The 12657-nt window shown below is 76.7% G+C and carries 10 protein-coding genes; 2 read left to right on the top strand and 8 right to left on the bottom strand.

The genetic code is table 11. The features are described from left to right. The first annotated feature begins 199 nt into the window (after positions 1-199). On the top strand, positions 200-865 hold the full coding sequence (locus tag VGH76_RS04975; RefSeq protein WP_331555506.1) for a GPR1/FUN34/YaaH family transporter: 666 nt from the start codon (positions 200-202) through the stop codon (positions 863-865). A 137-nt stretch (positions 866-1002) separates the two neighbouring features. Here VGH76_RS04975 and VGH76_RS04970 read toward each other — a convergent pair whose 3' ends face one another. After that, positions 1003-4506, bottom strand: a complete 3504-nt coding sequence (locus VGH76_RS04970) for an error-prone DNA polymerase (protein WP_331555505.1) — start codon at positions 4504-4506, stop codon at positions 1003-1005. Between the two features lie 97 nt (positions 4507-4603). Here VGH76_RS04970 and VGH76_RS04965 point away from each other — a divergent pair, with 97 nt between their 5' ends. Then, positions 4604-5047: a VOC family protein gene (locus VGH76_RS04965; RefSeq protein WP_331555504.1), complete on the top strand. Its 444-nt coding sequence runs from the start codon at positions 4604-4606 to the stop codon at positions 5045-5047. On the opposite strand, the gene VGH76_RS04960 is transcribed toward VGH76_RS04965, so the two are convergent. From VGH76_RS04960 to VGH76_RS04930, 7 genes are all read right to left on the bottom strand, one after another. Next, a complete protein-coding gene (locus tag VGH76_RS04960; protein ID WP_331555503.1) occupies positions 5038-6783 on the bottom strand; it encodes a DNA polymerase Y family protein in 1746 nt (581 codons plus the stop codon). The genes VGH76_RS04965 and VGH76_RS04960 overlap by 10 nt on opposite strands. After that, positions 6780-7622: a hypothetical protein gene (locus VGH76_RS04955; protein WP_331555502.1), complete on the bottom strand. Its 843-nt coding sequence runs from the start codon at positions 7620-7622 to the stop codon at positions 6780-6782. Before VGH76_RS04955 ends, VGH76_RS04960 begins: the two co-directional genes overlap by 4 nt. Positions 7623-7733: 111 nt before the next feature. Next, positions 7734-8267 (bottom strand): hypothetical protein, encoded by a 534-nt coding sequence (locus tag VGH76_RS04950; protein ID WP_331555501.1) that lies wholly within the window; start codon positions 8265-8267, stop codon positions 7734-7736. Between the two features lie 148 nt (positions 8268-8415). Continuing rightward, the gene (locus tag VGH76_RS04945) at positions 8416-8658 is read right to left on the bottom strand and encodes a zinc-binding dehydrogenase (RefSeq protein ID WP_331555500.1); all 243 of its coding nucleotides are present in this window, start codon (positions 8656-8658) and stop codon (positions 8416-8418) included. Positions 8659-8705: 47 nt separating this feature from the next. Continuing rightward, the gene (gene purH / locus VGH76_RS04940; protein ID WP_331555522.1) at positions 8706-10334 is read right to left on the bottom strand and encodes a bifunctional phosphoribosylaminoimidazolecarboxamide formyltransferase/IMP cyclohydrolase; all 1629 of its coding nucleotides are present in this window, start codon (positions 10332-10334) and stop codon (positions 8706-8708) included. 8 nt (positions 10335-10342) lie between these two features. After that, on the bottom strand, positions 10343-10972 hold the full coding sequence (gene purN / locus VGH76_RS04935; RefSeq protein WP_331555521.1) for a phosphoribosylglycinamide formyltransferase: 630 nt from the start codon (positions 10970-10972) through the stop codon (positions 10343-10345). Positions 10973-11149: 177 nt separating this feature from the next. Beyond that, a complete protein-coding gene (locus VGH76_RS04930) occupies positions 11150-12610 on the bottom strand; it encodes a DUF6350 family protein (RefSeq protein WP_331555499.1) in 1461 nt (486 codons plus the stop codon). Positions 12611-12657 lie beyond the last annotated feature (47 nt).

Below are 12657 nucleotides of genomic sequence, written 5' to 3'. Positions count from 1 at the left end.
CCGGAGCGTCTCATGGCTCCTGAGCATGCCTGAACCGGTTCACGAACCATACCGACGGGACCGGTACCCCTACGGACGGTCGGTACCGCCTACGCAGTGCGTGAGATCACACTCTGACGGTCAGCGGGCGGTGACGGCACGAGGGCGACAGCGTGCGTCAGGGACGCCCGTCGGAACCGCGCGAAGGAGTGTCGAGTCGATGACCACAGTCGACGAGGGTGCCGGGGCTCATGCCGCCCAGGCCCCGGCCGCAGATGCCGCTGCCGCGGAGGCGGCCTCGGCAGCGGCGAACCCCGCACTGGTCGGCGTCCCCACGTTCGTGATCGGCTCGGTCGCGCTCGGCCTGTACCTCGTCGGGTTCACCGGGTCCGACAACGCCGTGCTCGGCCTGGTCCCGATCCTGTTCATGTGCACCGGGATCGGCCAGATCATCGGGTGCCTCTGGGCGATCCGGACCCACGCCGGCCCGGTGGCCGCGATCTTCGGCATCTTCGCCGGGTTCTGGCTGAGCTTCGCGGTCCTGGTGACGAGCCTCGGCCACAACTGGTTCGGTGACGCCACCGCCACCGGGGCGGCGACCGGAGCGAAGGAGACCTTTCTGCTCACCTGGCTGATCGGCATCGTGATGCTCACGCTGGCGACGCTGCGGTTGCCGTCGGTCTTCACGCTGCTGTTCGTGCTGGTGGATCTCGCCCTGCTGCTCGTGCTGCTCGGCACCGCCGCCGGCTCGACGGGGCTGCTGGCCATCGGTGGGATCGCGGTGTTCGCGTTCACGCTGGTCGGTGTGTACCTGTTCTTCGACGCCATGAGCGTCGCGAACGGCGGGACGTCGCTGCCGATGGGGCCGCCGCTGATCAAGAGCTGACCGCCCGCTCGACCGACCCCGAGGTCGGTCGGATCGCTGACCTGGTGGGGGTGCCTCCGGCCGTCGGAACCGGCCGGAGACACCCCCATCAGTGTCCGTGGTGTCCGGAATCGTCGACGGCCAGGGTTCCGTCACGATCACTGGAAGTCCCGGGACCGCGACGGCACCACCAGGTCGAGCCGCTCCACCCGGTCGGCCACGAGGTTGACCACGGTGGGGGCGTCGGGCGCCCGCTCCACCCGCCCCCGGATGACCAGGGCCGCGCTCGTGCGCGCCACCACCCGGTGACGGGCCCAGAGCCCCTCCGAGCAGACCACGTTGAGCATCCCGGTCTCGTCCTCGAGGTTGAGGAACGTCGTCCCGCCCGCGGTCGCGGGACGCTGCCGGTGGGTGACCACCCCGCCCACCTCGATCCGCTCCCCCTCCCCGACCGCGGCGACCCCGGCCACGCTCAGCGCGCCCCGCTCCTCGAGCGCCGCCCGCAGGTGCGTGACGGGGTGGCCGTCCGGGGTCACGCCCGTCGCCCACACGTCCGCGATCGTCAGCTCCACCGCCGACATGCCCGGCAGCGCCGGCGCGTCGAGCCCCACCGCGGTGTCCGGGAGCCGGTCGTGGCGCTCGCCCGCCCGCACCGCCGCCGTGCCGGCCGCGGCCGCCCCCGCCGCCCACAGGGCCTCCCGGCGCTCGAGCCCGAAGCAGCCGAGCGCGCCCCCGGTGGCCAGGGCCTCCAGGTGTGCGGTGGTGAGGTCGGCCCGCCGCGCCAGATCGGCCGCGCCGGCGAAGGGTCCCCCGCCGCGGGCCTCCACGATGCGCTCCGCGACCTCGTCCCCGAGCCCCCGCACCGACGCCAGCCCGAGCCGGACCGCGACCCCGCCCTCGCTGCCCGGGTGGGCCTCCAGGTCGGGCCCGGCCCGGCTGCACGTCACGTCCGGACCGAGGACGACCACCCCGTGGCGGCGGGCGTCGGCGACCAGGCTCTGCGGGGAGTAGAAGCCCATCGGCTGGGCCCGCAGCAGCGCCGCGCAGAACGCCGCCGGGAAGTAGTGCTTGAACCACGCCGAGACGTACACCAGTGACGCGAAGCTGATCGAGTGGCTCTCCGGGAAGCCGAAGTTCGCGAACGCCTTGGTCTTGGCGAAGATCCGGTCGGCCACCTCGCCGGTGATCTGGTTGGCCGCCATCCCCGCGTAGAACCGCGCGCGCAGCCGCTCGAGCCGTTCCTCGGACCGCTTCGCCGACAGCGCCCGGCGCAGCTCGTCGGCCTCGGCGGCGCTGAACCCGGCGACGTCGGTCGCCAGCTGCATGAGCTGCTCCTGGAACAGCGGCACCCCGAGGGTCTTGCGCAGCGCGGGCTCGCAGAGCGGGTGGTCGTAGACGACCCGCTCCTGCTTGTTCCGCCTGCGGATGTACGGGTGCACCGACCCGCCCTGGATCGGCCCCGGACGGATGAGCGCGACCTCGACCACCAGGTCGTAGAACTCCCGCGGCTTCAACCGGGGCAGGGTGGCCATCTGGGCGCGGGACTCCACCTGGAACACGCCCACCGAGTCGCCCCGCGCCAGCATGGCGAAGACCTCGGGGTCGGTGGGCTGCAGGTCGTGGAGCTCGACGCGGCGGCCGTGGTGGGCGGCCACGTAGTCGCTCGCGTAGTGCAGCACCGAGAGCATGCCCAGCCCGAGCAGGTCGAACTTCACCAGGCCCACCGCGGCCGCGTCGTCCTTGTCCCACTGGATGACGCTGCGCTTCGCCATCCGTGCCCACTCCACCGGCACCACCTGGTCCACCGGCCGGTCGCAGATGACCATTCCCCCGGAGTGGATGCCGAGGTGGCGGGGGAAGCCTGCGATCTCCTCCGCCAGCGAGGCGACCGCGCTGGGCATCCCCGGTACCTGGTCGCCCAGGGCTGTACCTCCCCCTCCGGGCAACGGGCCCCACCGGTCGATGAGCTTGCTCCACGCGTCCTGCTGGCCCTGGGCGAAGCCGAGTGCCCGGGCGGCGTCGCGGACCGCCGAGCGCGGCCGGTAGGTGATGACGTTGGCGACCTGCGCGGCCCGGTCCCGCCCGTAGCGCTCGTAGACGTACTGGATGGCCTCCTCGCGACGGTCGGACTCGATGTCCAGGTCGATGTCGGGGTAGCCGTCGCGCTCCGGGGAGAGGAACCGCTCGAAGAGCAGGCCGGCGGCGACCGCGTCGACGTGGGTGATCCCGAGCGCGAAGCACACCGCCGAGTTCGCGGCCGAGCCACGACCCTGGCAATAGATGTTCGCCTCGCCGCAGAACCGCACGATGTCGGCGACGATGAGGAAGTAGCCGGGGAAGCCCTGCCCCTCGATGATCGCCATCTCGTGGTCGATCACCTCCCACGCCCGCGGGTCGTCCGCCCGGCTGCCGTACCGGTCCCGGGCGCCGTGGTCGACGAGGTGGCGCAGCCAGCTCGCCTCGGTCTCCCCCTCCGGCACGCCGAACGGCGGCAGCTCGGGGGCCAGCAGGGACAGCTCGAAGGCGCACTCGCGCCCGAGCACCGCTGCGTGCGTGACCGCCTCGGGGTGACGGGCGAAGCGCACGGCCATCTCGGCCCCGGAGCGCAGGTGCGCGGTGCCCGGCGGGAGCCAGCCCTCGGCCTCGTCGAGGCTGCGCCGCGCCCGGACCGCCCCGAGCGCCGCGGCGACCCGGGCGCGGTCCGGGGTGGCGTAGTGCGCGGCCGTGCTCGCGACCGTGGGCAGCCCGGCGCGGGCGGCGAGCTCGGCGAGCAGGTCGTTGCGCTCGACGTCGACGGGCAGCCCGTGATCGGTCAGCTCGACCGCCACCGACCCCGCCCCGAACAGCCCCACCAGCCGGTCCAGGGCCCGGGCCGCGGCATCCGGGCCCCTATCGGCGTGCTGAGTCGAATTGCCGTCGAGGGCCCGCCGCACGTGGCCCTTGCGGCAGCCGGTGAGCACGACGACCCGGTCCCGCAGCGTCGCCGCGGTGCGCTCCAGATCGTGCACCGGGCGACCCTTCTCGGCGTCCCCGTGCATCGCGGCCTCGGTGATCGCCCGGGAGATCGCCCGGTAACCGGCGGGATCGCGGGCCAGGACGAGCAGGTGCTCCCCCTCCGGATCGGCCACCCCGTTCTGCGGCGCGGAGAGCCCCAGCGAGAGCTCGGCGCCGAACACCGTGCGCACCCCCAGCTCCTGCGCGGCCTCGGCGAAGCGGACCACCCCGTACATCCCGTCGTGGTCGGTGAGCGCGATCGCCTCCAGGCCGAGGCGGTGGGCCTCCTCGACGAGCTCCTCGGGCTGGCTCGCGCCGTCGAGGAAGCTGTAGGTGGAGTGCGTGTGCAGCTCGGCGAAGGGGACCGTCGGCGGGACGGCCCCGGTGTCCGGCCCGGCCGGCGGCCGGTAGGGCGCGCGGGTGCGGCTCCAGGCCGGCGAGTCCCCTCCGTCCCCGGGATGCGGCACGTCGCGCGACCGGCCCCGGTGCCCGCCCTCCCGGGCCCCGACGGTGCCCACGTCCGCCGGGTGGAGCGTGCCCGGGCCGTCGACCTCCGGGGCCCCCGCGCCACCCGCGCCGGCGCCGGACGTGCGGCCGGACCGGACCGGCTTCCCCGCGAGGATCCGCTCCATCTCCGACCAGCTCACCGCCGGATTGCCCCAGCCCATCCCGCCTCCCGATCCCGCTCGACTCGAACACCTGTTCGATGTGAACGAGGGTAACGCCGAGGTCCGACAGCGTGGGCGCGGGCCGGGGATCCCGATGATGGACTCGACGGTCCTGGTCTGCTATCACCACTGCGTGCCCGTTCCCGTGGTCCTCGCCCTGCCCACCGACGACCGGGTGCGGGCGCACGCCTTCTACCGCGACGGCCTCGGGTTCGCCGCGGTCGGCGAGCCCGCCGACGACGGCGTGCCCGAGCCGCTGCAGGTCGTCGTCTCCGACGGACTGCACCTCATGCTGATCCCCCGGGGCGGTTTCGGGTGGGTGACCGGCGATCACGGGGTAGCCGCCCCCGGCACCAGCGAGTGCCTGCTGAGCCTCCCCGCCGCCGACGACGCCGAGGTCGACGCGGTGCTCGCCCGGGCCGAGGCGGCGGGCGCCACGGTGGTGACCCGTCCGACGACGCTGCCGTGGGGCCACCTCGCGACCTTCGCCGACCCGGACGGCCACCTCTGGCAGGTCATCCACGCCCCCGCTCAGTCGTAGATCCCCTCCACCGCCCACCGGTCGTCGCGCAGCACGAGCAGCAGCGCCAGGCCCACCGCGTCGGCCGAGGAGGCGGCCGGATCCGGCGCCAGGTCGGCCGCCGGGTCGGGGTCGTCGCCCCCGTCGGCGCGGGGACCGTCCCCGAGCTCGCCGGTCGTCCCCGCCGCCGGCCAGGAGACCGGGGGGACGCACACCACCTGCACCCGCAGGCAGCCGGCCGGGCCCCGCGGGTCCCACCACCGGCCCTCCTCCGGCCAGGGGCCGCCCCAGGCCCGCACGGGCGCCGGTGGGCTCCCGTCGCCGAGCGCCACCTGGGCCGGGGCCGCCGAGAGCCCGCCGCGCGGGGCCGCGCGGACCGGGCGTCCGTGGGCGTCGAGGACCGAGGCCGGCAGGGGCGCGGGCGGGACCGTGGACGGCGAGGGGGCCGGCAGCATCCCCGGCCAGGGAGCCGCCGGATCGAGCGACGGGGTCCGCTCGTCGCCCCACGGCACGGGCACGACCCGCTCGGCCGGCCCCCGGCCGCCGCCGGGGACCCCGGTGAGCACCTCCTCCGGCCCGAGCAGCCCCTGCACCCGCACCAGCGCACGCCCGGCCCGCTCGTCGGCGACCCCGGTCTCTCCCCACAGCCCGAGCTGCAGGCGGCCCGCGTCGACCACCTCCTCGGGCACCAGCCGGAGCACCGTGAGCCCCTCGCCCCCGTGCGACGGCGTCTCCCGGCGCCGCGACAGCCAACCCTCGAGCTGCCAGCGGACCCGGTCGGCCGTGGCCGCAGGGGTGAGCGGCTCGGCGCAGCGCCAGGTGCGGGCGAGCTCGTCCCCGGACGTCGTCCTGGCCTGGACGCCGAGGCGGGTGCAGGCGAGCCCGGCGTCGCCCAGGACGGCGTGGAGCCGCTCGGCGAGCGCCCGGGAGGCGAACGCGGCGGCGTCCACGCGGTCGACCGGGGGATCGAGGGGCACCTCGACGGTGAGCTCGTCGGGCACCCGGCGCCGGGAGGGCGGGCGCTCGTCGAGACCGCGCGCGAGCCGGTGGGCCCGCACCGCGGCGGCGTCGAACCGCGAGGCGACGTCCGCCGCGGACAGGGCGGCGAAGTCCCCGAGGGTGGTCAGCCCCAGGCGGCGGAGCAGCCCGACGAGTTCGGCCCGGGCGGTCGCCCCCGGGACGTCGGCCCCCGCGGTGTCCGGCTCCACCCCGGGCTCCATCTCGAGCTCGGTGACCGGCCGCGGGGCGAGGAAGGCCGCCGAGCCCCCCGGCGGGACGAGCGCGCTGCGCCGGGCGGCGAGGGCGGCCGCGAACACCCCGTCGGCCACCCCGACCTGGCACTCGACCCGGGCGCGGGAGGCGACGTGGTCCACGAGGCGCTCGGCGACGACCTCCTCGCTCCCGAAGTAGCGGGCGGGACCGCGCGCCGCGAGCACCACCAGCCCGGGGCGGATCACCTCGACGCCCGGGGTGATCTCCTCCACCGCCGCGGCGACGACCTCGAAGGCCCGCGCGTCCCGGTCGGCGTCGCGGCCGAGCACCGCCAGGTCCGGGCACCGCGCCTGCGCCTCCCGCCGGCGCAGGCCCCGGCGGATGCCCTGTGCCCGGGCGGTGGCCGAGCAGGCGACCACCCGGTGGGCCACGAGGACCGCGGCGGGCCGGTCGGCAGGGATGCCGGACTCGGCGCACGCGGCGACGACCGGCCAGTCCGGGCACCACAGCGCCACCACCCGGATCGGGGCCGCGGCGTCGTTCACCCCGTCCTCGCGGGCAGGTCGGCCGGGAGCTCCGCGATCGCCCCCTCGGACCCGGCGACCCCCGCGACCCGTCCGTCGGGACCGGGGAGCAGGACGTCCTCGCGGTGGTCCCGGGCGCGGCCCCGGGCGGCGCAGCGCAGGTGCACGCGCCGCGACCGCAACCGGCCCGCCCCGTCGCCCAGCAGCCCCGACCAGGTGCCCCCGGTGGCGTGCAGCTCGACGTCCGCCCCCGGCCAGGCGCCCACCGGGACCAGCACCGCACCCTTCTGACGCACCCGCGCGGCCAGCCGCTGCCGGTCCCCCGCCCGCCACGCCGAGGCGCCCCCGAGCACCACGACGTCCAGCCCGTCGACCAGCGCCGCGACGACGCTCGCCGGCCGCGGGCCGGGACGGGGGACCAGGGCGGTGCGCGCCAGGTCCAGCCCGGCCTCACCGGCGGCGGCCAGCCCCACCCCCGGCAGCCCGACCAGCGCGCACCACGAGCCGGCCCGGGAGGCCTCCGCCACCAGGGCGAGCAGCAACGCCGTCGACCCGTGCACCGACACCGTCGACCCTCGCCGCAGCCCACCCCACGGCAGGAGCCCGGTGAGCGGCCCGGACACCGGCAGCAGGGCCCGCTCCGGGTCCCGCGCCGGCTCCGGCTCCGGTTCCGGATCCCGCTCCGGCTGCGGCCCGCGCGGGGCCGGGTCCGCGTGCGATGCTGCGGCCCGGACCGCTCGCCCCGGCCCCGCCCTCCCGGGCCCCGCGCGGCCGGCCAGCTCGGACGCCCGGACCAGCCCCAGCTCGGAGACCCGCCGGGAGAGGACCTCGCGCGCGGACGCCTCGGCGGACGGGACCATGACGACCTCCCCGTGTCGAACACTATCTCGAACACCTGTTCGAACGAGGAGAACGCTAACCCACCCCACCGACAACGCGCCACGACGGCGCGGACACCGACGGGGTGACGCTCAGAACGTCGGCGTCCTGTCCGCCGTCGTGCCCGCCGTCGTGCCCCCGTCCTGCCGCTCCCGGCGCTGCTCGGCCAGGCGCCGCTGCCGGGCGGCCTGCCGTTCCGCCTTCGCCGGGCCCGCAGCGGTCGTGGCGTGGGCCGTCGCGGCTGGCGCGGCGGCGTCGGCGACGGCGTAGCCCGCCCCGAACCCGCCGCCGAGCAGGACCAGGCCGGCCAGCGTCGCGGCGGCCCCCGTCCGGACGCGCGACGACCGCCACCAGCGGGGTCGAGCCGGCGGACCGACCCGGGTGCTCCGCGCCGTCGGGGGGTCCTGCGGCGGCGTCCCGCCGGACGGGCCCGCCTGCGACAGCACCGACTGCGGCGGCACCGGCGGCGACGGAACCGGCCCGGTCGCCGGATCCGTCGGACCCGACGCGGCACGTGCCTCGTCGCCCTCCCACGCGGGCGCCGGCTCGGCCTCCTCCGCGTGGTCGCTCGGCTCGTCGTGCCCGGTGCCGTACCAGGGCTCCTCCGGATCGTGCGGTCCGGTCACGGTCTCCTCCTGTGCGCCGACGTCGACCCGGAGACTCCGCCGAACCCGGGGGCGGCCGCGACCGATCGGCACCACCCTTCAGCGCAGGATCAGGGACCGTCCGGGGCGACCAGCTCGCCTTGTCGCGCAGGACACCCCGGGACCCGGATCAGCCGACCACCAGCACCAGCCGGCCCCGCACGTGGCCGTCCTCGCTCACCCGGTGCGCCTCGGCGATCTCGCCGAGCGGGAAGGTGCGGTCGACCGGGAGCCAGAACCGCCCGGCCTCGACCAGCTCCCCGATCCCGCCCAGCGCACGGAACCCGTGACCGTCGACCGACCCCTTCCCGCACACCACGCGCCACGCCGCCGAGCTGACCGCGGGCGAGGGCCACCAGCGGTTCGACTTCACATCGGCCCTCGTGATCGACGGGTTGCGGCCGGGGACGTCGTAGAGGATCAGTGCGCGAAGTGCCGCGTCCCCGTCAGGTACATCGCGACGCCGGCCTTCTCCGCCGCCTCGATCGTCTGGCTGTCGCGCACCGACCCGCCGGGCTGGACCACCGCGGCGACGCCGGCCTCGGCGAGCACCTCGAACCCGTCGGGGAAGGGGAAGAACGCGTCGGAGGCGGCGACCGAGCCGCGCACCCGGTCGCCGGCGCGGGCCACCGCGAGCTTGGCCGAGTCGACCCGGTTGACCTGCCCCATCCCGACGCCGACGGTGGCGCCGTCGTGCGCCAGCAGGATCGCGTTCGACTTGACCGCCCGGCACGCCCGCCACGCGAACGCGAGGTCGGCCAGCACCTCGTCGGACACGGCCGCGCCGGTCGCGAGCGTCCACGACGACGGGTCGTCCCCGGGCGCGTCGACGGCGTCGCGCTCCTGCACGAGCGTCCCGCCGGAGATCGGGCGCTGCTCGACCGCCGGCGGCGACCACTGCGCCGTCAGCACCCGGATGTTCTTCTTGCGGGCCAGCACCTCGAGTGCGCCCTCGGCGTAGGACGGCGCGACGATCACCTCGGTGAAGATCTCGGCGATCTGCTCGGCGGCCGCGGCGGTCACCTCGCGGTTGACCGCGATGACGCCGCCGAACGCCGACGTCGGGTCGCAGGCGTGGGCCCGGGCGTGGGCGTCCGCGACGTCGTCTCCCCCGTCGCTGCGCTCGCCCCGGATCGCCCCGACGGCGATCCCGCACGGGTTGGCGTGCTTGATGATCGCGACGCAGACGCGCTCGTCGCCGTGGTCGTGCGCGGCGCGCCAAGCGGCGTCGGCGTCGACGTAGTTGTTGTAGGACATCTCCTTGCCGTGCAGCTGCACCGCGCCCGCGAGACCGGACGTGTCCCCGGGCTCGCCGTAGAGCGCCGCGGCCTGGTGGGGGTTCTCGCCGTAGCGCAGGCTCTGGCGCAGTCGGCCCGTCGTCCCCACCCAGTCCGGGAAGCCCTCGGCCGGCGGCGCGAGTACCGACCCCATCCACGTCGCCACCGCCACGTCGTAGGACGCGGTGTGCCGGAAGGCCTCGGCGGCGAGCGCCTGGCGGTCGGCGCGGGTCACGCCGCCGGCCCCGGCCTCGGCGAGCACCCAGGCGTAGCGCTCCGGGTCGGTGACGACGGCGACGGTCTCGTGGTTCTTCGCCGCTGCGCGGATCATCGCGGGGCCGCCGATGTCGATCTGCTCGACGCAGTCGTCGGGCGACGCGCCGGACGCGACGGTCCGGGAGAACGGGTAGAGGTTGACCACGAGCAGGTCGAACGGCTCGATCCCCAGCGAGGAGAGCTGCTCGACGTGGGTGGGCAGCCGCGAGTCGGCGAGCAGCCCGGCGTGCACCCGGGGGTGCAGGGTCTTGACGCGGCCGTCGAGGCACTCCGGGAAGCCGGTGAGCTCCTCCACCCGGGTCACCGGCACGCCGGCGTCCGCGATCCGGGACGCCGTCGAGCCCGTGGAGACGACTTCGACGCCCGCGGCGTGCAGGCCGGTCGCGAGGTCGAGCAGGCCCGCCTTGTCGAAGACGCTGACGAGGGCGCGGCGGATCGGGCGGCGGCCCTCGGTCCCCTGGCTGACGGGGGTGGTCTGCCGGGCGGCCGAGTCGATGGCGGAGCTCACGGGATCCTCACAGTTCGTCCGGTGATGGTGGCGCCGTGCCGCACCAGGGCGGCCACGGTCTCGACGAGCATGCGGCGCTCCACGACCTTGATCCGTTCGTGCAGCGTCTCGGGGGAGTCGTCGGGATCGACGACCACGGCCTGCTGGGCCAGGACCGGCCCGGTGTCGACGCCCGCGTCGACGAGGTGGACGGTCGCGCCGGTGACCTTGACGCCGTAGGCGAGCGCGTCCGCGACCCCGTGCGCCCCCGGGAAGGCAGGCAGCAGCGCGGGGTGGCTGTTGATCGTCCGGCCGCCGAAGCGGGCCAGGTAGGCGGGCCCGAGGACCTTCATGAAGCCGGCACAGACGACGAGGTCCGGGTCGTGGACGGCGACGGCGGCGGTGAGCGCGGCGTCCCACGCGGCCCGGTCGACGGTGCCGTCACCCGCCCGGTGGTCGCCGAGGCGGACGACCACGGGTTCGGCCTTCGCGTCGACCGCCCGGTCCAGCGCGGGGACCCCGGGGCGGTCGGAGACGACCGCGACCACCTCGACGTCGATGGCGGCGGCGTCGTCGAGCAGGGCCTGTAGCAGGGTGCCGGAACCGGAGGCGAGGACGACGACGCGCGCCGGCGCCCGGACCTCCAGGCGTGTGCCACCGGGGGAACCACCCCGCTCACCCGGGCCCGCGTGCGTGCTCAGCGCGATCTCCCTGCCGCCGGTGCACAGACCTGGGCTCCCGGCGTCTCGACGATCCTCGCCCGCGAGACTAACCGGGCTCCCGGCGACGCGGCCGTGGTGGTCTTCACACCCGGCGGCGCCGGGTCAGTCGCTCCCGCGTCCGTCGTCCTCGGTGGCGGTGTCGCGCGTGTCGCCCATGGCGTCCGTGTCGTCGGCGTCCTCGTCGTCCGAGTCGTGCTCGGCGACGAGGTCGTCGTCGGGCCCCCCGGGCGCCGGGGCCTCGGACCCGCGAGCGACGGGCCGCACTGCCCGCGGCGGCGCGCCCGCGGGAGCGGCGAGCAGGGCGACGACCACCCCGGGCACCGCGATCCACGCGAACGTCGCGACCAGGACCGCCCCGGCCGGGACGACGACGGGGTCGAAGGGCCCGGACCCGAGCCGCCCGCCCGCGAGCGCGGCCGCGAGCGCGAGCACCGCCGCGGTGACGAGGGCGGCCACCAGGACCGGACGGACCCGGCGGACCAGGTCCCCGCCGGCGGCGCCCACCGGGGCCAGCAGCCACCCGACCACCGACCCGACCGCCAGGGGCAGCGCGAACACCAGGCCCGCCCACGACGGCGGTGGCCCTGCCGGGAGCAGGACGGCGAGCGGCACCGGCGGGACGAGGCCCGGGGTGGCCCCGGTGGGCGCGGCGGCCACCGCGCCCACCGCGTACCCGGGGCCGAGCAGCCAGGACGTGGCGGCGACGACGGCGTTGGGCAGGTATGCGGCATCGAGCAGCCACAGCCCCGCGCCGCTGCCGGCGTCGGGCGCGACGGCGGCGAAGGAGCCGGCGACGGCATCGGCGTGGGCGAGGAGCGCGACGAGCAGCAGCGCCGCCCCGCTCGCGACGAGGGCGACCGCGCCCCCGAGGCCGACCCGCAGGCCGCGCCCCACCCACTCCGGGCACGCCCGCAGCCGCGCCCCGAGGCCGCACGGCCCGGCGACCCCGCCCGCGGCGGCCAGCGCGGCGAGCAGCCCGGCGACCGTGCCCGCCGTCGCGGGCGACGCGTCCGCCGGGATGGTGCCGGAGTCCGGGGTGAGCAGCGCGGCGGCGAGCACCCCGGCCGCGGCGTGCACAGCCGCGACCGCCGCGACGACCGGGACGGCGTGCGAGGTCCAGCGGTCGTGCAGGTCCGTCTCGGTACCGTCGTCCTCGACGCCCGGGAGCACCCCGAGCCGGACGACGCCCCGCCGCGCCAGCACCGCGACGAGCACCGCCACTCCCGCGGCCGGGGCCAGCGGCAGCATCCCGACGGGCACCCCGGAGAGCGTCAGCGGCACGAGGTGCACGGCCAGCCACAGCGGCACGCCGGAGCCCAACGCCTGGGCGAGGCCGGGCTGACCGCCGGGGGTGGTCCCGGACGCGGAGGCCGTGACCAGCGCGGCGAGCACGACGACCGCGGCGTACGACACGACCACCGGCACGAGGGCGACCTCGGCCAGCACACCGAGTCGGGGTGGGATGCCGCCACGACGGACGGGGCGGGTGCCCCGGGAGCCGGACCGGTCCGGGGCGGACGTCCCGGGCGTGGAGACGCCGGAGGTCGGGGCCACTGCGCTCACGCGGCCCCACGATTCCACCCGATCGGGCGCGCTCCCGGGTGCCACGC

The organism is Actinomycetospora sp. (genome assembly GCF_036497585.1).
GTDB lineage: Bacteria > Actinomycetota > Actinomycetes > Mycobacteriales > Pseudonocardiaceae > Actinomycetospora.
Note: the sequence above shows the minus strand (reverse complement) of the source record. Positions and strands in the feature narration are given on the sequence as shown.

Excerpts from the sequence above, each read along its gene's own strand:
- VGH76_RS04975 (WP_331555506.1), top strand. The coding sequence starts at position 200 with ATGACCACAGTCGACGAGGGTGCCGGGGCTCATGCCGCCCAGGCCCCG.
- VGH76_RS04970 (WP_331555505.1), bottom strand. The coding sequence starts at position 4,506 with ATGGGCTGGGGCAATCCGGCGGTGAGCTGGTCGGAGATGGAGCGGATC.
- VGH76_RS04955 (WP_331555502.1), bottom strand. The coding sequence starts at position 7,622 with ATGGTCCCGTCCGCCGAGGCGTCCGCGCGCGAGGTCCTCTCCCGGCGG.
- VGH76_RS04965 (WP_331555504.1), top strand. The coding sequence starts at position 4,604 with ATGGACTCGACGGTCCTGGTCTGCTATCACCACTGCGTGCCCGTTCCC.